The organism is Roseateles puraquae (assembly GCF_002205845.1).
In the GTDB taxonomy this organism is placed as follows: domain Bacteria; phylum Pseudomonadota; class Gammaproteobacteria; order Burkholderiales; family Burkholderiaceae_C; genus Pelomonas; species Pelomonas puraquae.
In genome coordinates this window covers 113,241-138,922 of sequence record NZ_NISI01000004.1, presented here as the reverse complement: position 1 = coordinate 138,922, position 25,682 = coordinate 113,241, and the positions used below count along the sequence as shown (strand labels likewise).

Annotated in this window: 21 protein-coding genes and 1 tRNA gene; 17 read left to right on the top strand and 5 right to left on the bottom strand. The window is 69.1% G+C overall.

Features of this window, described 5'->3' with window-relative positions; all coding sequences use genetic code 11:
* Nucleotides 1-10: 10 nt before the first annotated feature.
* Entirely contained in the window at nt 11-2,272 is a 2,262-nt protein-coding gene (locus tag CDO81_RS12115) for a TonB-dependent receptor plug domain-containing protein (RefSeq protein ID WP_158218257.1), read from the bottom strand.
* A 122-nt stretch (nt 2,273-2,394) separates the two neighbouring features.
* On the bottom strand, nt 2,395-3,294 hold the full coding sequence (locus CDO81_RS12110; protein WP_088483476.1) for a DUF3034 family protein: 900 nt from the start codon (nt 3,292-3,294) through the stop codon (nt 2,395-2,397).
* 120 nt (nt 3,295-3,414) lie between these two features.
* On the opposite strand from CDO81_RS12110, the gene apbC reads away from it, so the two are divergent.
* The 16 genes from apbC (at nt 3,415) to ureC (ending at nt 19,255) form a co-directional block, all read left to right on the top strand.
* A complete protein-coding gene (gene apbC, locus CDO81_RS12105; protein ID WP_088483475.1) occupies nt 3,415-4,509 on the top strand; it encodes an iron-sulfur cluster carrier protein ApbC in 1,095 nt (364 codons plus the stop codon).
* A 188-nt stretch (nt 4,510-4,697) separates the two neighbouring features.
* On the top strand, nt 4,698-7,769 hold the full coding sequence (gene fdnG, locus CDO81_RS12095; RefSeq protein ID WP_144397220.1) for a formate dehydrogenase-N subunit alpha: 3,072 nt from the start codon (nt 4,698-4,700) through the stop codon (nt 7,767-7,769).
* 9 nt (nt 7,770-7,778) lie between these two features.
* Complete coding sequence (gene fdxH / locus CDO81_RS12090; RefSeq protein WP_088483472.1) at nt 7,779-8,672, top strand: formate dehydrogenase subunit beta; 894 nt, start codon at nt 7,779-7,781, stop codon at nt 8,670-8,672.
* Between the two features lie 11 nt (nt 8,673-8,683).
* Entirely contained in the window at nt 8,684-9,307 is a 624-nt protein-coding gene (locus tag CDO81_RS12085) for a formate dehydrogenase subunit gamma (RefSeq protein ID WP_088483471.1), read from the top strand.
* On the top strand, nt 9,304-10,311 hold the full coding sequence (fdhE, locus tag CDO81_RS12080; RefSeq protein WP_088483470.1) for a formate dehydrogenase accessory protein FdhE: 1,008 nt from the start codon (nt 9,304-9,306) through the stop codon (nt 10,309-10,311). Before CDO81_RS12085 ends, fdhE begins: the two co-directional genes overlap by 4 nt.
* On the top strand, nt 10,311-11,735 hold the full coding sequence (selA, locus tag CDO81_RS12075) for an L-seryl-tRNA(Sec) selenium transferase (RefSeq protein WP_088483469.1): 1,425 nt from the start codon (nt 10,311-10,313) through the stop codon (nt 11,733-11,735). Before fdhE ends, selA begins: the two co-directional genes overlap by 1 nt.
* Nucleotides 11,736-11,856: 121 nt before the next feature.
* The gene (gene selB / locus CDO81_RS12070) at nt 11,857-13,722 is read left to right on the top strand and encodes a selenocysteine-specific translation elongation factor (protein ID WP_088483468.1); all 1,866 of its coding nucleotides are present in this window, start codon (nt 11,857-11,859) and stop codon (nt 13,720-13,722) included.
* A gap of 4 nt (nt 13,723-13,726) precedes the next feature.
* Nucleotides 13,727-13,822, top strand: a tRNA-Sec gene (locus CDO81_RS12065).
* Nucleotides 13,823-13,951: 129 nt separating this feature from the next.
* A complete protein-coding gene (locus tag CDO81_RS12060) occupies nt 13,952-14,389 on the top strand; it encodes a glycine cleavage system protein H (protein ID WP_088483467.1) in 438 nt (145 codons plus the stop codon).
* Nucleotides 14,389-14,769, top strand: a complete 381-nt coding sequence (locus CDO81_RS12055; RefSeq protein ID WP_088483466.1) for a DsrE family protein — start codon at nt 14,389-14,391, stop codon at nt 14,767-14,769. The genes CDO81_RS12060 and CDO81_RS12055 overlap by 1 nt, the downstream gene beginning before the upstream one ends.
* Nucleotides 14,770-14,802: 33 nt before the next feature.
* Nucleotides 14,803-15,672, top strand: coding sequence for a putative selenate ABC transporter substrate-binding protein (locus CDO81_RS12050; protein WP_088483465.1), 870 nt, complete (start codon nt 14,803-14,805; stop codon nt 15,670-15,672).
* Nucleotides 15,669-16,310, top strand: coding sequence for a nitroreductase family protein (locus tag CDO81_RS12045; protein ID WP_241516971.1), 642 nt, complete (start codon nt 15,669-15,671; stop codon nt 16,308-16,310). The genes CDO81_RS12050 and CDO81_RS12045 overlap by 4 nt, the downstream gene beginning before the upstream one ends.
* Nucleotides 16,311-16,341: 31 nt before the next feature.
* Complete coding sequence (locus tag CDO81_RS12040) at nt 16,342-16,644, top strand: urease subunit gamma (RefSeq protein WP_088483464.1); 303 nt, start codon at nt 16,342-16,344, stop codon at nt 16,642-16,644.
* A 15-nt stretch (nt 16,645-16,659) separates the two neighbouring features.
* The gene (locus tag CDO81_RS12035; protein WP_088483463.1) at nt 16,660-17,235 is read left to right on the top strand and encodes a HupE/UreJ family protein; all 576 of its coding nucleotides are present in this window, start codon (nt 16,660-16,662) and stop codon (nt 17,233-17,235) included.
* Entirely contained in the window at nt 17,235-17,540 is a 306-nt protein-coding gene (locus CDO81_RS12030; RefSeq protein ID WP_088483462.1) for an urease subunit beta, read from the top strand. The genes CDO81_RS12035 and CDO81_RS12030 overlap by 1 nt, the downstream gene beginning before the upstream one ends.
* A complete protein-coding gene (ureC, locus tag CDO81_RS12025) occupies nt 17,537-19,255 on the top strand; it encodes an urease subunit alpha (RefSeq protein ID WP_088483461.1) in 1,719 nt (572 codons plus the stop codon). Before CDO81_RS12030 ends, ureC begins: the two co-directional genes overlap by 4 nt.
* A 22-nt stretch (nt 19,256-19,277) precedes the next feature.
* Here the strand turns inward: ureC and CDO81_RS12020 are convergent, their stop codons facing one another.
* The 3 genes from CDO81_RS12020 to CDO81_RS12010 all read right to left on the bottom strand — a co-directional run bounded on the left by CDO81_RS12020 (nt 19,278) and on the right by CDO81_RS12010 (nt 22,268).
* The gene (locus CDO81_RS12020) at nt 19,278-20,000 is read right to left on the bottom strand and encodes a hypothetical protein (protein WP_088483460.1); all 723 of its coding nucleotides are present in this window, start codon (nt 19,998-20,000) and stop codon (nt 19,278-19,280) included.
* A 105-nt stretch (nt 20,001-20,105) separates the two neighbouring features.
* Nucleotides 20,106-21,440, bottom strand: coding sequence for an NRAMP family divalent metal transporter (locus CDO81_RS12015; protein WP_338139984.1), 1,335 nt, complete (start codon nt 21,438-21,440; stop codon nt 20,106-20,108).
* Nucleotides 21,441-21,779: 339 nt separating this feature from the next.
* Nucleotides 21,780-22,268: a nuclear transport factor 2 family protein gene (locus CDO81_RS12010; RefSeq protein WP_241516970.1), complete on the bottom strand. Its 489-nt coding sequence runs from the start codon at nt 22,266-22,268 to the stop codon at nt 21,780-21,782.
* 253 nt (nt 22,269-22,521) lie between these two features.
* On the opposite strand from CDO81_RS12010, the gene CDO81_RS12005 reads away from it, so the two are divergent.
* Entirely contained in the window at nt 22,522-25,557 is a 3,036-nt protein-coding gene (locus CDO81_RS12005) for a sensor histidine kinase (RefSeq protein WP_158218256.1), read from the top strand.
* The last annotated feature ends 125 nt before the right edge of the window (nt 25,558-25,682 follow it).

Here is a 25,682-nt window from a genome sequence, read left to right as displayed (position 1 = left end):
AGCCCCCACCTCAGATCTTCATCTCCCACCTCAGCTGCCACTGCGTATAGCTCGGCCCCCCGCTGCGTGACGTGATCAGCTGATCTCCCGTGCTGATCACGCTGCCGGTGAAATAGTCCATCGCCGACAGATTGGTGGCCGACAGTCGCAGCGATTGCTCGGTGTTGATGGCCCACAGCGCGAAAGCGTCCAGCACGGCCTTGCGGCTGGCGGTGGACTCGGTGATCAGCGTCTGTTGGATGGTGGTGGCCGGCGTCCAGTTCAGCGAGGCGCCCAGCGTCAGGGGCAGAGAGCGCAGCCGGTAGTCGGCCCCCAGGTTGGCCGTGCCCTTGGGCTGGCCGTCAATGTGGTTGTTCGGGCCCGGGATGCCGTCGACCTTGGACGTGAAGAAGCTGAAGTTGCTGCGCACATTGATAGGCAGGGCGTCTTCAAAGTACTCGTCGAGCCGGAAGCGCGCTTCCAGCTCCAGCCCGGCGGTGGAGGCCTTGCCGATGTTCTGCGGGCGCGCCACCCAGCGCGGCGTGGCAGACCAGGGCACCGTCTCCAAGGCGGTCACGGTGCGCATCAGGTTGCTGATGCGGCGGGCGAAGAAGTTGGCGCTGAGCAGGCCGCCCTTGGTGAGGTAGTGCTCGTAACCGATCTCGAATCCGGTGGCGAGCTCGGGCTTGAGGTCGGGGTTGCCCGCGCGGTCCGGGGTGTTGGCCTGATGCGGGACCTGGCTGTTGATGGTTGGCCGGGCAATCAGGTCCTGCAGTTGCGGGCTGCGGTAGCTGCGGGTGAGGCTCGCGCGGATCATGTCGCGGCCGCGCTCGTCGAGCTTGTAGCGGGCGTGGGCCAACGGGGTGAAGACGCTGGAGCGGTTGCGCGCGTCATAGCTCGCACCGGTGGAGCGGGTGGTGATGCCTTCCCAGCGCGCGCCGGCGTAGAAGTCCCATTGCTTGCCCACGTTCCACTCGTCTTGCGCATAGGCGGCATAGCGGGTGCTGGAGGCATCGAGGTCGTCGCCGAAGTCATCCAGCCCGGGCTGCGGCAGGCCGTTGACGAGGGTCACGCGGTTCTGGTGGCGGGTGGTGCCTTCGGCTTCGACGCCGGTCACCAGCGCGTGGTCGTTGCCGAGGTTGTGCGAGAGCTTGGCCAGCGCGCTCCAGTTGCTGTCCTGGCTGGCGGTGGTGTCGTCCTGCAAACGGGTGGCGGCGCCGGCCAGGCGCTCCTGGCGCAGGCTGTGGCTGTCAGCACGCGCACGGCCGATGCCGGCGCGGGCCTCCACGCGGGTGTCGGTGCTCAGGCGGCTTTGCCATTGCGCGTTCAGTCGCGCCATGTTGAAGCGGGTGTCGCCGTCGGTGTCGGCCTGGTCGTAGAAGCCAGCGGGCCTGGGGTTGGGTGTCGGCGTGGTGGTCTGCAGCAGTTGTGACTGCGTGGTCGACTTGCTGGACACGACAAAGGGCTGCAGGGCCAGCGTGTCGGTGGCGTTGAGCTTGAACTGCACCCGGCCTGTCAGGTTCAGGGCCTTGCGGTCTTCGTCGCTGCGGCCGCGCGACACCACCAGGCTGTCGGTGCCGGTGACCAAGGTGCGGGTGACGGTGTCGTTGATGACGTCGTCGATGCGCTTGGCCTGCATGGCATTGACGGTCAGGTTGTAGGCATGCCCGTCACCGAAGTTGTCGTTGCGGCTCCAGCCGATGCCGGGGCTGATCTGGCCGCGTTCGGTCGCGAAGCCGGCGCGGAACTCGTTCAATCGCTTCTTCAGCGCCTCGCGCAGCACGACGTTGATCGTCCCGGCCACGGCGCGTGTGCCGTACTCGGCCGTCGGCGCACGCAGCACCTCGATGCGCTCGACCTGTTCAGGGGGCAACTGGTCCAGCGAGAAGCCCGGCGGCATGCGCTCGCCATTGACCAGGATCTGCGTATAGCCGCCGCCCATGCCGCGCATGCGGATGTCGCCCCCGCGGCCTGGGCGGCCGCCGGTGGTGACGCCAGGCAGGCGCTTGAGCACCTCACCCAGCGTGGAGTCGCCGAACTTCTCGATCTCCTCGCGCGTGACGACGATCTTGCTGGCGGTGGACGCCTTGCGGATGGACTCGTCGCTGGCCGTGCCACTGATCTCCACGCGCTTGAGCTGCTCGCCCGCACGCGGTGCCGGGCGCGGCGTCGGTTGCGTCGGCGCGGATGCCGCGGCGTCGGGCGCCGCCGGGGGCGCGGTCTGGGCGAGGGCGGGCGGCAGGGCGCCGCAGGCAAGCAAGGCGGCAGTGGCGGTCAGGCGGAGCGGGTGCATAGCCTGCCAGCTTGCCATGCACCGCTGGGGCGGGTGTGGCGTGGGTGTCAACGCAAATCTTCTTTACCCGGTCTGCGTCGAAACGATCAGGGCGGTGACGGATCAGCGCGCTTCGGGCGCCGTCAGAGCGCGAGCTGCAGGGACAGGTAGCTGCCCCTCTGGCGCCGTGGCTGCAGCGCGGGGGCGATGCGGCCGAGGTCGACCCAGGCGGCTGTCAGCGAGACGTGCTTGTTCGGTGCCCACGCGATGAAGATGTCCTTCCAGTCGTCTTCCTTCAGCGCGCCGGTGCCCAGCACGGACGCGTTCAGGTTGTCCGGCTTGGCCCGGAACTCCAGGCCCACGGCCAGGTCGCGGCGCAGCAGCTTGGCCAGCGAGATCTCGGGCTGCCACCGCCGGCCCGCGCCTTGGGCGCCGCCGAAGCCCAGCAGGCCGTTCTGGTTGGCCTGGGTCGAGCGCAGGGTCAGGTTGACGAGCACGCCTTCGGCCAGGAAGAGCTTGGTGGCGCTGACGTAGAGATCGGTGCCCGAGCGCTTGGCGCCCAGGGCGCCGTACAGCGTCGGGCCCAGGTTGCCGGTGTCGCTGCGCTTGGATTCGACGCCGAAGGCGACCTGCGGCATCAGGGTGTCGCTGTCGAGCACCGCATCACCGGCCACGCGCAGCTTCAGCCCGGCGATGTCCTGCTTGAGGTGCAAACCATCGAGCCCCAGCGGCGCGAGGTTGCCGCGGGTGTCGAAGTCCTGGCGCGCGAGCGAAAGCTCCACGCGGTCGTGCAAACCCAGGGCTGCGCCGTAGGTGATCAGGCCGTAGTCGCCCGTCTGCACACGCGTGACGAACGCGGTGGCGCCCAGTTGGCCGGCGCTGGCATAGCTGCCTGTCACGGCCCAGGGCGTGAGACCGCCCCCAGCGGCGCCGTCGATGCTGGACACGCCGCCCGTCAACAGCAACTTGCCGCCGCCCGGCTGGGCGAAGGCAGGCATGCCGAGGGTGGCAGCGCTGATCAGCAGGGCGGCGAGGCGGGGCATCCAGGAGTCTCCAGCGACGGTGCAGGGGTTTGCCACTCTACGCACAAAGCCCCCTGCGCAGGCGCGAGGCCCAGTCGCCGCTAGACTGCCGGCCCCGATTCCCGTGAACTCCTGCCTGTCATGACCGCCATTTCCGATGCCCAGCTGCAACCCCTCCTGCAAGCCGTCGTCGACCCGGGCAGTGGCCGCACGCTCGGCGAAGCGAAGGCGCTGAAGTCGGTGCGCATCGAGGGCGCCGATGTGAGCGTGGAGGTCGAGCTGGGCTACCCCGCTGCCAGCCAGCATCCGGCGCTGCGGGCCGCCCTCATCGCCGCGGCGCGGAGCCTGCCCGGCGTGGGCAACGTGAGCGTCAGCATCGGTACCAAGGTCGTAGCGCACGCGGTGCAGCGCGGCGTGCAGCTGCTGCCGGGTGTCAAGAACATCATCGCGGTCGCATCCGGCAAGGGCGGCGTGGGCAAGAGCACGACGGCTGCCAACCTGGCGCTGGCGCTCGCGGCCGAAGGCGCCAAGGTCGGCGTGCTGGACGCCGACATCTACGGCCCCAGCCAGCCCACGATGCTCGGCACCAGCGGCAAGCCCGAGACGCTGGACGGCCAGACCATGGAGCCGCACATCGCCCACGGCCTGCAGGTCAACTCCATCGGCTTCCTGGTGGACGACGACCAGGCCATGATCTGGCGCGGCCCCATGGCGACCCAGGCGCTGGAGCAACTGCTGCGCCAGACACGCTGGCAGGAGCTGGACTACCTCGTCGTCGACATGCCGCCCGGCACCGGTGACATCCAGCTGACGCTGTCGCAGCGGGTTCCCGTGACCGGCGCGGTCATCGTCACCACGCCGCAGGACATCGCGCTCATCGACGCCAAGAAGGGCCTGAAGATGTTCGAGAAGGTGGGCGTGCCCATCCTCGGCATCGTCGAGAACATGGCGGTGCACATCTGCTCCAACTGCGGCCATGCCGAACACATCTTCGGGGCCGAGGGCGGCCAGAAGATGGCGGCGCAATACGGCACCGAGCTGCTCGGCTCGCTGCCGCTGGCGATGAACATCCGCGCCCAGGCCGACTCGGGCGCCCCGACCGTCGTGGCCGAGCCCGACAGCGACGTCGCAGCGCTGTACAAGGCGCTGGCGCGCAAGGTGGCCGTGAAGATCGCGGCCCAGGGCAAGGACTACTCGTCCAAGTTCCCGACGATCGCCATCTCCAAGACCACCTGAGCCCTGAATTAGGGGGTGGTGGGAAGCTGACGTCATCCTGACGCCTGAACATTCCCGACCCTATCGCCGGGGCGGCCAAATCCCTATTGGACAAGCCCGGTCGATTGTGGAGAAATCCCGTGTGCTGCCGCGTGCCGGCGACACCTATCGAAGTTCGACGGGGCGTTGGGCCCCAGGAGACGATATCCATGGACATGAACCGGAGGCAGTTCTTCCGGGTGAGCGGCGCAGGGCTGGCAGCATCCAGCCTCGTGGCCTTGGGGTTTTCGCCAACGGCGGCTCTCGCCGAGGCACGCAACTTCAAGCTCTCCCGGGCGACAGAAACCCGCAACACCTGCCCGTATTGCTCGGTGGGCTGCGGCATCATCATGTACTCGCTGGGCGACAAGGCGAAAAACGTCACCTCGTCCATCATCCACATCGAAGGTGACCCGGATCACCCGGTCAACCGTGGCACGCTCTGCCCCAAGGGCGCCGGCCTGCTGGACTTCGTGCACAGCCCCAACCGGCTGAAGTTCCCCGAGATCCGCGAGCCCGGCAGCAAGGAATGGAAGCGGGTCAGCTGGGACGAGGCGATGGATCGCCTGGTCAAGCTGATGAAGGCTGACCGCGACGCCAACTTCCAAGCCACCACGGCCGACGGCAAGACCGTCAATCGCTGGCTGACCACCGGCATGCTCTGCGCGAGCGCATCGTCCAACGAGTCGGGTTACATCACCCACAAGGCGATGCGGTCGATGGGGATGCTGGTCTTCGACAACCAGGCGCGCGTTTGACACGCCCCGACGGTGGCCAGTCTGGCCCCGACGTTTGGGCGCGGTGCGATGACCAACCATTGGGTGGACATCAAGAACGCCGATCTCGTGCTCATCATGGGTGGCAATGCCGCCGAGGCCCACCCCTGCGGTTTCAAGTGGGTCATCGAAGCCAAGCATCACAACAAGGCCAAGCTGGTCGTGGTCGACCCGCGCTTCACGCGCTCGGCTGCGATGAGCGACTACTACGCGCCCATCCGCGCGGGCTCTGACATCGCCTTCCTGGGCGGCGTCATCAACTACCTCTTGTCCAACGACAAGATCCAGCACGAGTACGTCAAGAACTACACCAACGCCAGCTTCATCGTCGGCGAGGACTACAAGTTCGAGGACGGCCTGTTCAGCGGCTACGACGAAAGCAAGCGCCGCTACGACAACAAGAGCTGGGGTTACGAGCTCGACGACAAGGGCTTTGCCAAGGTCGACCCGACCCTGCAGCACCCGCGCTGCGTGCTCAACGTGATGAAGGCGCACTACGCCCGCTACACGCCCGAGCAGGTCAGCAAGATCACCGGCACGCCGAAGGACAAGTTCCTGAAGGTGTGCGAGATGATCGCCGAGACGTCCAAGCCCAACCGCGTCATGACCATCATGTACGCGCTCGGCTGGACGCAGCACAGCCAGGGCTCGCAGATGATCCGCACCGGCGCGATCATGCAGCTGCTGCTGGGCAACATCGGCCTGCCAGGTGGCGGCATGAACGCGCTGCGTGGCCACTCCAACATCCAGGGCCTCACGGACCTGGGGCTGCTCTCCACCTCCATGACGGGCTACATGAGCCTGCCGCGCGAGACCGAGCAGGACCTGGAGACCTACTACAAGCCCCGCGCCGTCAAGCCACTGCGTCCCAACCAGATGAGCTTCTGGCAGAACTACCCCAAGTTCTTCGTCAGCCATCAAAAGGCGTGGTGGGGCAAGGCGGCGACCGCCGAGAACAGCTGGGCCTACCACTACCTGCCGAAGTGGGACAAGGCCTATGACGTGCTGCAGGCCTTCGAGCTGATGAACCAGGGCAAGCTCAACGGCTACATCTGCCAGGGCTTCAACCCGGTCGGCTCCTTCCCCAACAAGAAGAAGATCGTCGCGGGCCTGTCCAAGCTCAAGTACCTCGTCATCATCGATCCGCTCATCACCGAGACCGCCGAGTTCTGGAAGAACTACGGCGAGCACAACGACGTGAAGAGCGAGGAGATCCAGACGACGGTGTTCCGCTTCCCGAGCACCTGCTTCGCCGAGGAGGAGGGGTCGCTGACCAACTCCGGCCGCTGGCTGCAGTGGCACTGGAAGGGCGCCGAGCCTCCGGGCGAGGCCAAGGGCGACCCGGAAATCATTGCCGAGATCTTCACCCGCATGAAGGCGGCCTACGTGAAGGACGGCGGTGCCTTCCCGGACCCCATCCTCAACCTGACCTGGAACTACGCCCAGCCGCACAACCCATCGCCCGAAGAGCTGGCCAAGGAATACAACGGCAAGGCGCTGGCCGACGTCACCGACCCCAAGGACCCGACCAAGGTGCTGGTGAAGGCGGGCGACCAGCTTGCCGGCTTCGGCCAGTTGCGCGATGACGGCTCCACGTCCTGCGGCTGCTGGATCTATTCCGGCGCCTGGACGCAGGCCGGCAACCAGATGGCTCGCCGCGACAACAGCGACCCGTTCGGCATCGGCCAGACGCTGAACTGGGCCTGGGCCTGGCCGGCGAACCGCCGCGTGCTCTACAACGCCGCGTCCTGCGACCCGAACGGCAAGCCCTGGAACGCCAAGCGCCGCCTCGTGGCCTGGAACGGCGAGAAGTGGGGCGGCTCCGACGTGCCCGACATCCGCCCGGATGCCAACCCGACGGATGCCGACGCGGTGCGCCCGTTCATCATGACCGCCGAGGGCGTGGCTCGCCTGTTCGCGCCCACCGGCATGGTCGACGGCCCGCTGCCCGAGCACTACGAGCCCTTCGAGACGCCGCTCGAGGCCAACCCCATGCACCCGAAGAACGCCAAGGCCAAGAGCAATCCGGCCGCCCGCGTGTTCAAGGGCGACATGGAGGCCTTCGGCACGGCCAAGGACTTCCCGTACGTGGCCACCAGCTACCGCCTGACGGAGCACTTCCACTACTGGACGAAGAACGTGCGCACGTCGGCTGTCGTGCAGCCGCAGCAGTTCGTCGAGATCGGCGAGGAGCTTGCCAAGGAGAAGGGCGTTGCCAATGGCGACTGGGTCAAGGTGAGCAGCAACCGCGGCTTCATCAAGGCCGTGGCCGTGGTCAGCAAGCGCATCGCGTCGCTGGATGTGGACGGCAAGCGCGTGCACACCGTGGGCCTGCCCAACCACTGGGGTTTTGTCGGGGTGGCCAAGCCCGGGTATCTCGTGAACACGCTGACCCCCTTCGTGGGCGACGCGAACACGCAGACGCCCGAGTTCAAGAGCTTCACCGTCAACCTCGAGAAGGCATAAGGAGCGCCCATGTCTTCACTCCAATCGCTAGACATCGCCAAGCGCTCCGCGACGACCACCAACCCGCCGCAAGCGCGCAAGACCATCGAGGTCGCCAAGCTCATTGACGTGTCCTCCTGCATCGGCTGCAAGGCCTGCCAGGTCGCGTGCATGCAGTGGAACGACCTCCGTGACGAGGTGGGCGAAACCCATGGCACCTACGACAACCCGCGTGACCTGACACCGCAAAGCTGGACGGTCATGCGCTACTCGGAGGTCGAAGTCGAAAAGGACAAGCTCGAGTGGCTGATCCGCAAGGACGGCTGCATGCACTGCGACGACCCGGGCTGCCTGAAGAGCTGCCCGGCCCCCGGCGCCATCGTGAAATACACGAACGGCATCGTGGACTTCATCTCGGAGCACTGCGTGGGCTGCGGCAACTGCGTGACGGGCTGCCCGTTCGATGTGCCGCGACTGTCCAAGGTCGACAACAAGGCCTACAAGTGCTCGCTGTGCTCCGACCGCGTCGGTGTGGGCCTGGAGCCGGCTTGCGCCAAGGCCTGCCCCACGGGCGCCATCCGTTTCGGCACCAAGGAAGACATGCTCGACTACGGCGCCGAGCGCGTGACCGACCTGAAGGACCGCGGCTATGCCAACGCGGGCGTCTATGACCCGCAAGGCGTCGGCGGCACCCACGTCGTTTACGTGCTGCAGCATGCGGACAAGCCTGAGCTCTACCACGGCCTGCCGGCTGATCCCAAGATCAGCCCGTGGGTGTCGCTGTGGAAGGGCGCCGCCAAGCCGCTGGCCGTGGCGGCGATGGTGGGGGCGGCCGTTGCCGGCTTCTTCCACTACATGAAGGTCGGCCCGGTCGAGACCAAGGACGAGACCGACGACAAGGTCGACAACAAGGCCGACGCCTGAAGGAGCACGACATGGCAACTCGATACCTGCGTCGCTATGAAGACCGGGACCGCATGAACCACTGGCTCATTGCGCTCCTGTTCGTGCTCGCCGGCCTGTCTGGCCTGGCCTTCTTCCACCCGAGCCTGTACTTCTTCAGCAGCCTGTTCGGCGGTGGCGTCTGGACCCGCATCCTGCACCCCTTCTTCGGGGTGGCCATGGTGCTGGCCTTCGCGGTCATGTTCTTCCGCCTCTGGCGCGAGAACGTGTTCGTGCCGGCTGACCGTGAATGGGTGGCCAAGAGCGGCGACATGCTGCGTGGCGACAAGGCGGCCTTGCCACCGGTCGGCAAGTACAACGCCGGCCAGAAGGGCGTGTTCTGGCTGATGAGCGTGTGCCTCGCGGTGCTGCTGATCACCGGCGTGATGTTCTGGCAACCCTGGTTCGCCAACAGCTTCCCGATCCTGCTGCGCCGGATCGCGGTGGTGCTGCACGCGGCCAGCGCGGTGGCCCTGGTCCTCGGTGTCATCATGCACGTGTATGCGGCCATCTGGGTCAAGGGCACCGTGCGCGCCATGACGCGCGGCACGGTCACCGAAGCCTGGGCGCGCCAGAACCACGCGCTGTGGCACCGTGAGATGACAGGCAAGCAGTGACCTCCACGACGACGACCTCCCAGAAGCTCCTCAGCCCGGAAGAAATCGCGGTTCGCGCGGGCGAACAGCTGACCTTCCTGCACCTGCCCGATGCCGGCGTTTTCGCCGCGCGGGCGGTGCGCCTGCGCCAGCTCGCCGAGGGGCATGCGATGCGCGACTTTCTGCTCTTCGCCGCGGAACTGGCCGATGCCCAGCACCGCGCGCTGAAGGCGGGTGTCGCCGTGCCGCTGCCCACGGCCGAGCAGGTGGAGGCGGCTGCGAGCGCCGGCCTGCCGTTGTTGCCGGCCGAGACCTGGCCCCGTGCCGCAGTCTGGCGCGAGTCGCTGCGCTCGATGCTGCAAGACCTGACTGCCCACCTGCCCGAAGGGCCGGCGCGCTCGACGGTGCGGCAACTGGCTGACGCCAGCGACGAGCACCTGGAGACGCAAGCCGGGCGCCTGCTGACCGGCGTGATGTTCGGGCTCGACATGGCGGCAGCCCCGCTGCTGGCGGCGGGCCTGCAGCTGCACTGGGTTCGCCTCGCGCAGCAGACGGCAGCGGCGCACACGGGCGGCCAGCTCGCACCCTTCGGCCGCATCGACGACCCGACCGTCTGCCCCTGCTGCGCCTCGCGGCCGGTGGCCTCGGTCGAGCGGTTGGGTGCCGACGGTGCCCGTTACCTGGCCTGCGGCCTGTGCGCCACACAATGGCACTACGTGCGCATCAAGTGCAGCCACTGCCAGAGCACCAAGGGCATCTCGCTGCAGAACCTCGTGGCCGCTGACGCCGCCGCGGCCGAAACCCAGCCGGCCGTCCAGGCCGAGTGCTGCAGCGAATGCGGCCACTACCTGAAGCTGATGCACCCCGCACGTGACAACGGCATCGAGCCGGTGGCGGACGATCTCGCCACGCTGACGCTCGACCTGCTCGTCAGCGAAGAGGGCCAGCAACGCCACGGGGTGAACCTGCTGCTGCTCTTCGGCGAACCCGAAGACGCGCCACCACCGCCCGGTCGAGGCCACTGATGGCGACGCCCGACGAATCCGTGGTTCACGGTTCCAAGGCCAGCCCCAAGGACCTGCCCGCCCTCGACAAGCTGCTGCGCGAATGCGCGCCCTTGGTGGCGGAGCATGGTCATACGCTGGTCGCGCGTGAGGCGCGGGCCTTGCTGGACGGCGTGCGCGCCCGGGCCGTGGCGGGCGAGCTGCCGCGGGCCGAGCTGGCCCTGTTGCCGCAGTCCCTCGCCACCCGCGTGAGCCAGCGCATGCAGCCCAACATGCGGGCGGTGCTGAACCTCACGGGCACGGTCATCCACACCAACCTCGGGCGCGCGCTGCTGGCCGACGCGGCGCTGGCCCAGGTGCTGGCCCTGACCGGCGCGCCGAACAACCTCGAGTTCGATCTCGACAGCGGCGGCCGCGGCGATCGCGATGACCTGATCGAGTCGCTGCTGTGCGAGCTCACGGGCGCCGAGGCGGCCACCGTCGTCAACAACAATGCCGCCGCGGTGCTGCTCGGCATCGCAGCGCTCGCGCGGGGCAAGGAAGCCATCGTGTCGCGCGGTGAGCTGGTGGAGATTGGCGGCGCCTTCCGCATGCCCGACGTGATGGCCGCGGCGGGCGCCACCCTCGTGGAGGTGGGCACCACCAACCGGACGCACCCGCGTGACTATGAGGGCGCCATCAGCCCGCGCACCGGCCTCATCGTGAAGGTGCACACCAGCAACTACGCGGTGCAGGGCTTCACCGCTGCGGTCGATGAAGCCACGCTCGCGCCGATTGCGCGCGCCGGTGGCGTGCCGTTGATGACCGACCTGGGCAGCGGAGCCCTGGTCGACCTCGCCAAATGGGGCCTGCCGGCCGAACCGCTGCCTCAGGCCATGCTGGCCGCCGGCTGCGATGTGGTCACCTTCAGCGGCGACAAGCTGCTGGGCGGCCCGCAGGCCGGCCTCATCGTCGGCAGCAAGGCGGCCATCGGCCGTATTCGCAAGTTCCCCATGAAGCGGGCGCTGCGCCTGTCCAAGCTGCCGTTCGCTGCCCTGGAGGCCACGCTGCGCCTGTACCAGCGGCCCGAGCGCCTGGTGCAGGACCTGCCCACGCTGCGCCTGCTGACCCGGCCCCAGTCCCAGATCGCCACACTCGCCCAACAGTTGCTGCCCGAAGTGGCGGCGGCCGTGGCGCCGCGGTTCAGCGTCGAGGTGGTGGCGCTGCAGAGCCAGATCGGATCGGGCTCACTGCCGGTGGAGCGCCTGCCCTCGGCCGGCCTGGCCCTGACGCCGGCCGACGGTCGGGGCCGGTCCCTCGACGCGCTGGCCACCACGCTGCGCGAACTGCCCCGCCCGGTCATCGGCCGCATCCACGAAGGCCGGCTGCTGCTCGATCTGCGCTGCCTGGAGGAGCCGGCGCTGCTGACATCTCAGCTGACGACGTTGAAGGAAGCACTGGCGTGAACACAGCCGCCGTTGAACACAGCCACAGAGACACAGAGGCACAGAGGCGCTGCGCGTCATCGCGGCCTCTGTGTGCCTCTGTGTCTCTGTGGCCTCGGTCCTTTGCGAGCGAGCCCACGCCATGATCATCGGTACCGCTGGCCACATCGACCACGGCAAGACGACCCTGGTGCGCGCCTTGACCGGCGTGGACACCGACCGCCTGCCGGAGGAGAAGGCGCGCGGCATCAGCATCGAACTGGGCTACGCCTACCTGGACGTGCCCGGCGCCAAGGAGCGCGTGGGCTTCATCGACGTGCCCGGCCACGAGAAGCTCGTGCACACCATGCTGGCGGGCGCGAGCGGCATCGATTTCGGGCTGCTGCTCGTGGCGGCGGACGACGGCGTCATGCCGCAGACGCGCGAGCACCTGGCGGTGTTGAGCCTGCTGGGCCTGACGCGCGGCGCGGTGGCGATCACCAAGGCCGACCGCGCGGAGCCCGGGCGCATTGAGTCCCTGACGGCTGAGGTGCGTGAACTCCTGGCCGGTACGGGCCTGGCCGAGGCACCCATCGTGGCGGTCTGCGCGCAGACCGGGCAGGGCGTCGAGGCATTGCGGGAGCTGCTGTTCAACGCGGCTCGTCAGATGCCGCCGCGTGCGTGGCAAGGCCTGGCCCCGCGCCTGGCGGTGGACCGCGCCTTCACGCTCGATGGCGTGGGTACGGTCGTGACGGGCACCCTGCATGCGGGCGAGATCGCCGTAGGCGATGAACTCGTGCTGGCCGGGCGCCGCGCCCGGGTGCGCAGCCTGCATGCCCAGAACCGTGTGGTTGAACGCGCCCAGGCCGGCCAACGCTGTGCCGTCGCGCTGGCGGGCATCGCCAAGGACGAGGCACCGCGGGGCGCCTGGCTCACGGCGCCGCATGTGGCCCTGGCCACTGACCGCTTCGACGCCCGCCTGCAGCTATGGCCCGGCGAGGCCCGGCCGCTGCGCTCGGGCGCGCGGGTCCACTTGCACCTGGGCGCGCAGAGCACCATGGCCAGCGTGGCGGTGCTGGATGGCGACCTGATCGAGCCCGGCGCTGCGGCCCGCGTGCAGCTGGTCTGCCATGGCCCCGTGGGCGCCTGGCGCGGCGACCGCCTCGTGCTGCGCGACGCCGGTGCCACGCGCACGCTGGCCGGCGGCATCGTGCTGGACCCGTTTGCCCCCACGCGCTACCGCCGCACGCCGGAGCGGCTCGACGAGCTCGCGGCTTGTGAGCTGCCCACCACGGCGCGCCGCCGTGAACGGCTGCTGGTGCTGTCCCAGCTCGGCCTGGACCTCGCCCGCTTCGCGCAAGCCGAGGGCCTCGCCGAGCCGCTGCAGGGCTGGGCCCTGGGTGACGAGGCCCATGCGGCGCTGACGCATCGGCTGCTGGGCGCGTTGGCCGACTATCACGCCAAGTCACCCGACGAGCTCGGGCCTGACGCGGCCCGGCTGCGCCGCCTCGTGTCGCCACGCATGGCCGAGCCGCTGTGGCGCCAGGTGCTGAACGAGCTGCGGGGCCGCGGACAGGTCGCGGTGCGCGGTGCCTTCGTGCATTTGCCAGTGCATGGCGTTCAGCTGTCGGCCACCGAGCAGCGCATTGCGCAGAAGGTCGCACCTCGCCTGGCCGCAGCCGGGGCCGAAGGCGCCTGGGCGCGCGACCTCGCCAAGGACTGCGCCGAGCCTGAGCCTCTGATGCGCACGACGCTGGCGCGCCTGGCGCAGCAGGGCGATCTGCATCAGGTCGTGAAGGACTTGTACCTGGACACGCCCACGATGACCGCACTCGCGGCTACAGTGCGCCGCCTGGCGACGGAACAGGGGCATGTGGCCGCGGCCGCCTTCCGCGACGCGACCGGCCTGGGCCGCAAGCGTGCGATCCAGATCCTGGAGCATTTCGACCGCGTCGGTCTGCTGCGCCGGGTGGGCGATGAACATCGGCTGCGGGCTGACAGCGCGCTGTTTGCGCCGCTGGAGCATTGAACATGGAAAGAGAACGACACCGGTGTGTCGGCCGGGCTTCAAACCCGGTGGGTGGCGCCATGCGTTGCCGGGTAGGTTCGACTCCTACCTCTTTCCGCCACGATGGCCCGTCCGGCTACTGCGCGGACACATCTTGGCCCTGCGCTCCTCGCCGTACGCCAGTACGGCTGCGGTGCTCGAACCAACCTGTGCCCGCTCGCGACGCCGGCCGAACCATCGTGGGGGCGCCATGCTGATCGCGGGCGCCGAGCTGCCGGAGCATCTCTGGTACTGGATCGACGACCAGACCTGGGCGATGCCGCTGGATGGGGGGCGGGTGCGTGTGGGGATCACGGCGCTGGGCTTGAAGGCGTCGGGGGACATCTACATGTGCCGGCCGAAGTCGGTGGGCAGCGAGGTCGAGCAAGGGCGGTCACTGGGTGTGGTGGAGTTGTCCAAGTCCATCGTGTCGGTGAAGTCGCCGTTGTCGGGCACGGTCATGCGGGTCAATGAAGCGCTGGAGGAGCGGCCGGAGTTGGTGCACCAGGCCCCCTACGAGGCGGGTTGGTTGCTGGAGCTGGCGCCGGCGCGACTGGACGAGGAGCGCGCCCAGCTTGTCGTGGGTGAGGCCAACATCCGCGCCGCAATGCAGCGCTGGGCCTGGCTCAACCAGTTGGAAGGTGCCTGATGTCGCGCCAGGGCCTGGCCATTTTGTTGTGGGCTGCGGACCCGGCGGACCCGGTGCGTCTGGCCACGCCGTTCGCGCAGGCGGCGGCGGGCGCTGCTCTGGAGCTGCAGGTGGAGGTCTACTTCACGGCGCGCTCGGTGTTGTTGCTGCAGCCGGGCGTGGCCGACGCGCTGCGCGCGTCCACGCGTTTCGACAAGACCATCGCCAGCTGGATGCAGGATGCCCTCGACCATGGCGCGCGCTTCCTGGCCTGTACGGATGCGTTGGCCGCTCACGGCCTCACGCATGCCGACCTCATCCCTGCCGCCCGCCAGCATGGCGGTGCGGTGCAATTCGCTGCCCGGGCTGCTGATCCGGCCTGGGCCACCCTGGTGTTCTGACCGGACACCGTTCTTCCCTCAGGAGACTTGATCATGGCCCTTTCTCGTGTTGTCGCCAGTCTGGCGCGTGGTGTGGTGGCGTCGCTCGCCCTGGCGGGCGCCGTCGCGCAGGCACAGCAGGTGCTGCGCGTGACCGCCATCCCCGACGAGTCGCCCACCGAGCTGGCGCGCAAGTTCGCGCCGCTGGGCCAGTACCTGGAAAGCAAGCTGGGCATGAAGGTCGAGTGGACGCCGGTGACCGACTACGCGGCGGCCGTCGAGACCCTGGTCAACAAGAAGGTCGACCTGGCCTGGTTCGGGGGCTTCACCTTCGTGCAGGCGAACGTGCGCTCGGGCGGCAAGGTCGTGCCGCTGGTGCAGCGTGAGGAGGACGAGAAGTTCCGCTCGGTGTTCATCACGGACGCCAAGAGCGGCATCGCCAAGCTGGAAGACCTCAAGGGCAAGACCCTGTCCTTCGGCTCGCAGAGCAGCACCTCGGGCCACCTGATGCCGCGCAGCTTCCTGCTGGCCGCCAAGATCAACCCGGATGCCGACTTGAAGCGCGTGGCCTTCAGCGGCGCGCATGACGCCACCATCGCCGCCGTCGCCAGCGGCAAGGTGGACGCCGGCGCGCTGAACATCTCGGTGTGGGAGAAGTTCGTCACCGAGAAGAAGGTCGACCCGGCCCAGGTCAAGGTCTTCTACACGACCCCGGCCTACTACGACTACAACTGGTCGGTGCACGCCGAGATGCCGCAGGCCCTGCAGGACAAGATCAAGGCCGCCTTCCTCGCCCTGGACCCCGCCACGCCGCAAGGCAAGGAGATCCTGGGCCTGCAGCGCGCCACCAAGTTCATTGCCACCAAGCCGGCCAACTACGACGGCATCAAGGCCGCGGCCGAGAACGCCGGGCTGCTGAAGTGAACCTCGTGCCGCCCTCGCTGGAGGCGCTGCTGACGCGCTATTCGGTCGGCCCCAAGTACCTCACGGAACCCGGGCCGAGCGACGCGCAGCTGGCGCTGATGGCCGAGGCGGCCCTGCGTGCACCCGACCACGCCGAACTGGTGCCTTACCGATTCAAGGTGGTGCGTGGTGCCGCAAAAGAGGGCATGGCTGCCCTGTTTGCCGACGCTGCCCGTGCCGCAGGCAAGGGGGAGGAGGGCGCCGCGATGGACGCCGAGCGGGCGCTGAAGCCGCCGCTGACGGTCGCGGTGGTGGCCCGCATCGATCTCGGCCATCCCCAGGTGCCGGCCCACGAACAGTGGGCGGCCGTGGGCGGCGCGCTGGCCAACTTCCTGACGGCGGCCCATGCCCTGGGCTTTGGCGGCAAGATGCTCAGCGGCGCCAAGGTGCGCAATGCCGCGGTGGCTGCAGCCTTCTGCGAGCCGGGCGAGACGCTGCTGGGCTGGATCGCGCTGGGCACGCCTACCCGCCAGGCGGCGGGGCCGGCCCGCAAGGGTGAGGGGGGCGCCGTGCTCGTCGACTGGCATCCGCCTTGCAAAGCCCACCCTGAACGAACCGATGGGCCGGGGCCTCGCAGCCCTGAGACGCCACCGGCCTGATCGACCTGTACGCCTGAAGAGCTGGCCCCCGATGGAACTCACACCCCGAGAAAAAGACAAGCTGCTGCTCTTCACCGCCGCGCTGCTCGCCGAGCGCCGCAAGGCCCGGGGGCTCAAGCTGAACTACCCCGAAGCCGTCGCGCTGATCAGCGCCGCCATCCTGGAGGGCGCGCGTGACGGCAAGACCGTGGCGCAGCTGATGAGCGAAGGCCGCGAGGTGTTGACCCGCGCCGACGTCATGGAGGGCATCCCCGAGATGATCCCGGAGATCCAGGTGGAAGCCACCTTCCCGGACGGCACCAAGCTCGTGACCGTGCACCAACCGATTGCCTGAACCCTGCGAGACGCCATGAAGACCCTGCACCGCTGGCTTGCCGCCTTCTCCTTGCCCCTGCTGGCCACGGCCGCGCAGGCCCACACGGGCGATCACAGCCGCCTCCACGGCTTCGTCGAAGGCGCCCTGCATCCGCTGACCGGGCCCGACCACCTCGCGGCCATGCTGGCCGTGGGCCTGTGGAGCGCCATGGCGCTGAAGCAGCCGCTGCGTGCGCCCCTTGCCTTTGCCCTGTCGTTGCTGGCGGGCGCCGGCTTGTCCATGGCCACCGGCTGGCAGATGCCGGCGATGGAGGCCGCCATCACCGTGTCGCTCGCGGTGCTGGGCCTGCTGGTGGCCTTGCGCCTGGCCATGCCGCCAGCGGCTGGCGCTGCCACGGCCGCCATCCTGGCCTTCAGCCATGGCGCGGCCCACGGGCTGGAACTGCAAGGCGCCGCCGCCCTGGCGGGCGTGGTGCTCAGCACCGTGGCCCTGCACGGCGCTGGTCTGGCGATGGGCTGGAAGCTGCGCCATGCGCCGGTGCTGGCGCGCGCACTGCTGGGCGCCAGCGTGGCCGCCCTGGCCGTGGCCCGGCTGGGTGGGGTCGCCTGATGATTCCCGGCGAGCTGATCACCGCCGAGGGCGAGCATGAGCTCAACCCCGGCCGCCGCACGCTGACGCTGAAGGTGGCCAACGCCGGCACCCGGCCCATCCAGGTCGGTTCTCACTACCACTTCGCCGAAACCAATGCTGCGCTGAGCTTCGACCGCGAGGCGGCGCGTGGCATGCGGCTCAACATTTGCAGCGGCACCGCGGTGCGCTTCGAGCCGGGGCAGACGCGCACGGTCGAACTCGTCGACCTGGACGGCGAACGCGCCGTCTGGGGCTTCCGCGGCCTCGTGCAAGGCAAGCTATGAAGATCTCCCGCCGTGCCTACGCCGAGATGCTCGGCCCCACCGTCGGCGACAAGCTGCGCCTGGCCGACACCGCCCTGGTCATCGAGATTGAGCAAGACCTGACGCTGCGCGCTGGCGGCTATGGCGAGGAGGTCAAGTTCGGTGGCGGCAAGACGGTGCGCGACGGCATGGGCCAGTCCCAGCGCCCGAACGGCCCGGGGCCGGGTGATGCGGTCGACACCGTCATCACCAACGCCGTCATCATCGATCACTGGGGCATCGTCAAGGCCGACATCGGCCTGCGCGGCTGCCGCATCGCCGCCATCGGCAAGGCCGGCAACCCCGACGTGCAGCCGGGCGTGGACATCGTCATCGGCCCGGGCACCGAGATCATCGCGGGCGAGGGCTTCATCGTCACGCCCGGCGCCATCGACACCCACATCCACTTCATCTGCCCGCAGCAGATCGAAGAGGCGCTGATGAGCGGCGTGACCACCATGATCGGCGGCGGTACCGGCCCGGCCACCGGCACGCTGGCCACCACCTGCACGCCCGGGCCCAGCCACATTGCCACCATGCTCAAGGCCGCCGAGGCCTTCCCCATGAACCTGGGCTTCCTGGGCAAGGGCAACGCCTCGCGTCCCGAGGGCCTGATGCAGCAGATCGAGGCCGGTGCCATCGGCCTGAAGCTGCACGAGGACTGGGGCACCACGCCCGCCGCCATCGACAACTGCCTGAGCGTGGCCGAGCTCACCGACACCCAGGTCGCCATCCACACTGACACGCTCAACGAGAGTGGGTTCGTGGAAGACACCATCGCCGCCTTCAAGGGCCGCACCATCCACAGCTTCCACACCGAAGGCGCGGGCGGCGGCCATGCGCCCGACATCATGAAAGTGGTGGGCGAGGCCAATGTGCTGCCCAGCTCCACCAACCCCACGCGGCCGTTCACCGTCAACACGCTGGACGAGCACCTCGACATGCTGATGGTGTGCCACCACCTGGACGCCGGCATCGCCGAAGACCTGGCCTTTGCCGAGAGCCGCATCCGCCGCGAGACCATCGCGGCCGAAGACATCCTGCACGACCTGGGCGCCATCAGCATGTTCTCGTCGGACTCGCAGGCCATGGGCCGCGTGGGCGAGGTTTCGTTACGCTGCTGGCAGACCGCGCACAAGATGAAGGTGCAGCGCGGTGCCTTGCCTGACGACGGTGCCGGCAACGACAACGCGCGGGTCAAGCGCTATCTCGCCAAACTGGCCATCAACCCGGCGCTGGCCCACGGCATCAGTCATGAGGTGGGCAGCATCGAGGTGGGCAAGTGGGCCGACCTCGTGCTGTGGAAGCCGGCCTTCTTCGGCGTGAAGCCCAGCCTCATCTTGAAGGGCGGCTTCATCGCGGCCGCAGCCATGGGCGACGCGAATGCCTCCATCCCGACGCCTCAGCCGGTGCACTACCGACCGATGTTCGGCAGCTTCGGCGGCGCGCTGTCGCAGGGCTCACTCACCTTCGTCAGCCAGAGCGGCCAGGCCAGCGCTGAGAAGCTCGGCCTGGCCAAGACCCTGGTGCCGGTGAAAGGCTGCCGCACGGTCAGGAAGGCAGACATGGTCCACAACGCCTACCTGCCGACGATGGAGATCGACGCGCAGACCTACGAGGTGCGGGCCGATGGCGTGCTGCTGACCTGCGAGCCCGCCAAGGAGCTGCCGATGGCGCAGCGCTACTTCCTGTTCTGACGCGCCCGGCGGATGCACCCCGTCAACGTGCCCAGACCCAGCTGACCCCCACGGTCCACCAGGCGGGTGAGCCGCCTCGCCAGCCGCTGGCACGACTGATGTCGACGTTGACTGCGTCGTTCAGGGACCAGCGCGCGCCGGTGCGGCCGTAGTCGCCGCCGCCTTCCCGAAAGCGCTCGGCGACGAAGGACCAGCGCGGGGTGGCCTGCCACTCGATGGCGGCGCCCGCGTGGGTGCTGCTGAGGCCTCCGGGCCGGAAGTCCCGGCCGGCGTTGGCGTGGACCAGCCAGCTGTCGCTGGGCTGCCAGGTCCCCAGCAGCAGGAGCGTGCGGCTCGCTTGGCGCGGCGCCCGGTCCTGCAGGGCCGCGGAGGCGGCGAGCCCGACGCTGAGGCTGTCGCTCACCGGCGTCGCCCATTTGACCTGCGGGCCGGCCACGGTGGTGGTGTCGGCGGACCGGACGCGATCCAGGTTCAGGCTCAGCTCCACCGGGCCGACGCGGCAGCCCGGTCCGACGTGCGCGGACGAGCGGGCGCCGTCGGTGGTGCGGTCGGCCCAGGTTTCGAGCTGGCATTGGCCCGGCTCAAGGATGCTGGCATCGTCCACGGCATGGTGGCCGCCTGCCGCATGGGCTGCGTGGGCGGCGGTGAGCAGCAGCCCTCGCATGAGGAGCCGCAGCGCGCGTGCGGTGCGGGCCATCAGGCGGTGGCCGGTCGAGGCGGCCCCGCGGGCAAGGAACTTGTTCATGAGCAATCTCTTTGTGGTCGTCACGGAGCCCGGCTCGCGACCGGGGTGCGCGAGCCGGGACGGCGTTGCGGCGCTGGCTGCAGCGCCGAGGGGCTCAACCGAGCGTCAAGCCGTGGCGAACATCACCACCACGGCCACGGCCATGACGCCGGTCGCGGCCCAGCCGAAGCAGCGGTGGCGGCGCGACATCGTGAGCTCGCCCATCACGCGCGGCGACTGGCCGATCCACATCATGACGACCATGATGGGCACCGAGATGACACCATTGACGATGGCGCTCCAGACCAGGGCCTTGATCGGGTCCAGCTCGAACACGCTCATCAGGGCGCCGATGCCGGTGGCCGCGATGATGATGGCGTAGAAGCCCCGCGCCTCGCGCAGGCCGTGGGCGAGGCTGGCCTTCCAGCCGAACACCTCGCTGACCGCATAGGCGGCCGAGCCGGCCAGCACCGGCACCGCCAGCAGCCCCGTGCCGATGATGCCCAGCGCGAAGACGGCGAACGCGAACTCACCCGCCACCGGGCGCAGGGCCTCGGCGGCCTGGCCGGAGGTCTGGATGTTGGTGACGCCATGCAGGTTCAGCGTCACGGCCGTGGCCAGCACGATGCACAGCGCAATCACGTTGGAGAAGGACATGCCGATGTAGGTGTCCTGCTTGATGCGATACAGATGCTCCTGCGCATACGCCGGCACCAGCCGCAGCTCCGCGGCCTGCGGGCGGGCATGCATTTCCTCCACCTCCTGCGAGGCCTGCCAGAAGAACAGGTAGGGGCTGATCGTGGTGCCCAGCACGGCCACCACCATGCTGGCGTAGTCGCTGAGGCTGGCGGTCGCCGGAAAGAAGGCCCAAGGCTGCAGCGACTCCGCGGTGGCCTGTCGCCACGGCACCTGCACCACCAGCACGACGGCGACGTACGAGAACAGGGCCAGCGTCAGCCACTTCAGGATGCGCACCGAGCGCTCATACGAGAAGTACACCTGGCCCAGCACGCACAGCGCGCCAAAGCCGACGATGTACAGCACCCGCGAGCCGCCCGCAAGCAGCCGCGCAGCTTCGGCCATGGCGCCGATGTCGGCGGCGATGTTGATGGTGTTGGCCACCACCAGCAGAGCCACGAGCCCCATCGTCAGCCAGCGCGGGCAGACCTTGGCGATGTTGGCCGCCAGGCCCTGGCCGGTGACCCAGCCGATGCGGGCCGACAGCATCTGGATGCCGATCATCAGCGGCGTGGTCAGCAGCAGTGTCCATACGAGGCCGAAGCGGAACTGCGAACCGGCCTGCGAATAGGTGGCGATGCCGCTCGGGTCGTCATCGGCGGCGCCGGTGATCAGGCCGGGGCCGAGACGCCGGGCCAGGGCCTGGGTGTCGGGCAGGCGGTTGCGGGCGTTCGAGAACGCGCGGGACAGCAGGAAAGCGTTGCGCAGGAGGAGGTGTTGCACGGGTGTCTCCCCGCCACCATGCGTCAGGCATGGCGGCAGCGGGCGGCGCGGGTGCGCCGCTGGGTCACGAGAGTGTCCGGGGAGAAGGCAGCACGGCAGAACGCCGCACGCAGGGAGCCCGCTGTCCCGGGGGGTGGAAGGTCGTCAGAGCCCCCACCGCCCGAGATGCAGCCGCTCGATGAAGGCAGGCTACAGACGGTGCGGTGAAGGCCAGCAACTAGGCGCTGGGTTCATGGCAAAGCCGTCAGTGAAGGAGCGCGGATTGTCGGCAGCGGCGCAGCGCCGGGTCAACCCGCATGGGGTGCACGGACACCTGGCTGCAAGGAAAGGTGCTGACCCTCACTCGGCGCGGTGACCGTAGCTGAACACCCGGGTGATCAGCCACCGGTCGCCATCACGGCGCCAGGCGATCAGGAAGTCCGCAGCGCCCTCGCATCGCGTTGCGCCCATCTGGCAGAAGCGGTGAGTGCCCTGGGCGATGGCGCCGAAGTCCTTGATGGAATACACGCGCAACGTGCCCGGCACCAGCTCCCGCCGGTAGTTGCCGCAGGCATGCTGCCGGGTGTTGGCCAGCATGTCGGCGCGGTTCCAGGTGACGCCGCCGTTGTCATGGTAGAACTCGACGCCCTCGGCGAAGTAGCTGGCATGCCGTTGCAGTTGCGCCGGGTCCGCGCAGCGGTTGAAGGCGTCGAACACCGCGGCGTCGAGGGCCGCGATCTGCTCGTGCAGGGGTGGAGACGGCGCAGCATCGACAGCGGTGGCATGCAGCGGCACGGCGGCGAGCAGGCTGGCGATGAACAGGGCAGGCATCAGGCGGTGGGTCTTCAATTCAGGCTCCTCGGTTGGCGCTGATGGTGACGCGGCTCCATCGAATTGGCACGCCGCTTGTGACACGTTCACCCATGGGATGCATGAACGGCAGATGGCGGCGCTGGACGGAGCTGATGCGTCGGCTGACGTCTCGCCGCCCGGCTCATCACGGTTGGGCCTGACGGCTGGCATCGGCACCCCGACCTGCGGAGATACTTTCGCGCTCCGAAACTCGCGACGTCGCTGCCCGGCGCCGCCACCCCGCCCGGCGATGAGGTTCGCTGACCGTTTGCTTCTCTGGCTGGCTGCGGCGCTGCTCGTTGGCGCAGCCCCCGCCTTGTCACAAGCCCAGCCCGCCCGGCCCTTGGCCGACTTCGCCCATGCGCGCTGGATGGTGGACCAGGGCGCGCCGGCCGACATCTGGACCTTGGCCCTGTCGCCCTCGGGCGTGCTGTGGCTGGGCACGGGCCAGGGCCTGTACCGGTTCGACGGCGTGCGCTTCGAGCCCTACCCGCTGCGGGAGGGGGAACGGCTCGCCTCCAACAACATCAATGCCCTGCACCTGGAGGCCAACGGCGACATCTGGATCGGCTTGTTTGCGGGGGGAGCGGTGAGGCTGCGTGATGGTCGCATCGCCGCCTTCAATGAGGGCCAGGGCTTGCCCGGCGGGCGTGTGCTGCGCTTCGCCCGCGGGCCGGACGGCGTGCTCTGGGCCGCGGCCGGGGAGGGGCTGGCGCGATTCGACGGCCAGCGCTGGCAGCGCATCGGTCGCGAGCGTGGCTACCAGGACGAGGGCGCCGACTACGTCTTCACCGACCGTCGCGGCAATCTTTGGGTGGCCGGCATTCAGCGGCTCTATTGGCTGCCGCCCGGCGAGACGCAGTTCCGCGATACCGGAGAAGTCATCTCGCGCAATGCCGTGCTGGTGGAGGACCGCGCGGGCCGCGTCTGGATGTCGGAAGGCCTGCGCGGCATCCGGCCGTTGCCGGACTACCCGGGCGGCGCACCCACCGCCTCCTCGCGCCAACTGCCGCCCGCCTTCAACGGCGACCAGAGCCACGAGCTGCGCGCCAAGCAGTTGCTGTTTGCTGACGATGGCAGCCTGTGGATGACGCAGGCTGGCGTGGGCGTGCGGCGCGTGCGGGAGGCTGCTTCGGTGCCCACCGACCACAGCCTGACGGAGGCGGACGGTGTCGAGCTCTTTGCGCGCCGCGATGGCCTGCCGGCCAATGTCGTCGTGCCGCTGGTGCAGGGCATGGACGGCGAGGTCTGGGTGGGCAGCAACCACGGCCTGAGCAGCTTCCGGTTGCAGCGGCTTCAGCGCCTGCAGGGTTTTGACAGCAGCGAGCCCGCCGGCTTTGCCGTGGCGCTGGCCGGCGACGGCGTGCTGGCCTTGAGCGGGCGGCGGGCCTTGACCTGGTCGCCACCGCGCCCGCCTGAGCCGGCACCCGTGGAGCGCGAGTTCCGGGCGGCGGTACGGGACGCCACCGGCACGCTGTGGTGGGTGCACGGCGACGGCGTCTGGCGCGAGCGTGAGGGCCGGCGAGAGCGTGTCTGGCTGTATGAGCAGCGCCGCCAGTACGTGGCGAAGGCCCTGGCACCCGACCAGAAAGGTGGCGCGTGGGTCGCCGCGCAGGGGGCGGGCGTGTTTCGCATCGATGCCGACGGCAGCACGCACCGTGAGCCTCGGCTGGAGCTGCAGGGCAACCTGCCCACGGCCATCGTCGTGGCCGCAGACGGCACGGCCTGGTTCGCCTACGACGACTTGCTGCTGAGCCTCAAGGGTGCCGAGCTGCGCCGCCATGGCGCGGCGCAGGGGCTGCATGTGGGCCGGGCCACCACGTTGCTGGTGGACCGCCGCGGGCAGGTCTATGTAGGAGGTGAAGCCGGGTTCGCGCGTTTCGACGGACGCCAGTTCGTGACGCTCACCAACGAGCAGGAAGATGTGTTCACCCATGTCACCGGCGTGGTGGAGTCAGCCTCGGGTGACCTCTGGCTGAACGGCGGACGCGGCCTGGTGCAGCTGGCGGCGCGTGAGCTCCCCGCGCTGCCGGCGTCAGGCCAGGCGCGCCCCAACTACCGCCTGCTGGACTGGCGCGACGGCCTGCCCGGCATCGCTTTGCAGGCCACGCCCGTGCCGACCCTCGTGGTGGATGCGCAGCAACGGCTGTGGGCGGCCACCAATGGGGGGGTCGCCTGGCTGGATACCGCGCACGTCACCCGCAGTGAACGCGCCATCGGCGTGGACATCCTCGGTCTGCGGGCCGCCGATCGGAGCTTTCGCCCCGAAGCCGGGCTCACCCTGCCGGCCGGTACGCGTGCGGCGGTGATCCGCTATTCGGCGCTGACGCTGGCGGCAGCCGACCGGGCGCGTTTTCGCTACCGGCTCGATGGCGTCGACACCGATTGGCAGGACGCAGACACCCGCCGCGAGGCGGCCTACGCCAACCTGGGGCCAGGCGACTATCGCTTTCGCGTGGTGGCGGCCAATGCCGACGGCGTCTGGAGCACGCGGGAGGCCACGCTGGACTTCCGCATTGCTGCCTATGCGTGGCAAACGCGCGGCTTCGTGCTGGCCTGTACGCTGCTGGCGCTGGCTCTGGTGGCAGGAACCTATCTGCTGCGCACGCGGGCGCTCGCGGCCCATGTGCGCCGCGAACTGGAGGCACGGCACCGCGAGCGCGAGCGCATTGCCCGCGAGTTGCATGACACCTTGCTGCAGAGCACGCAGGGGCTCATCCTGCACATCCAGGGCGTGGCCAGCAGCATGCCGGCAGTCGACCCCACTCGTCAGCGCATCGAGGCGTTGCTGGACCGCGCGGACCAGGTCGTGATCGAAGCCCGCGAGCGGGTGCTGGACCTGCGTACGCTGCAGGCCGATGGCACGGAACTGCTGGACAGCCTGCGCTCGGTCGGTGAAGAGCTGCACCGCGAGGGCGTGGACTTTCAGGTGGTGAGCCATGGCACGCCCCGCCCGTTGGACCGAACGGTCATCGACCAGCTCGGCTGCATCGGGCTGGAGGCGCTGCGCAATGCGTTCGCGCATGCGCAGGCGACGACGATCCACGTCGAGGTGAGTTTCGGCGCTCAGGAGTTCCAGCTGAGCATCCGCGACAACGGCGTCGGCCTGCCTGCCGCCTGGCAGATGGACGGTGGCCGCGAGGGGCACTGGGGGCTGGCCGGCATGCGCGAGCGTGCGAAGCAGATCGGCGCGCGCCTGACGTTCAACAGCGGCGCCGAAGGTGGCACGACGGTGGAGGTGCGTGTACCCGGCCGTGTGGCCTACGTCGCGGTCGACCGCCCTTGAAGAAGGCCGGTGCTGCTCAATCCGTGAGCAGCCCAGGCTCAGCCGGCGGCTGACAAGCACTTGCGAGCGCGCCCCAGCGCTTATCCACAGCCTTGTCCACGAGGGTTGTGATCAACCGCCGAGGC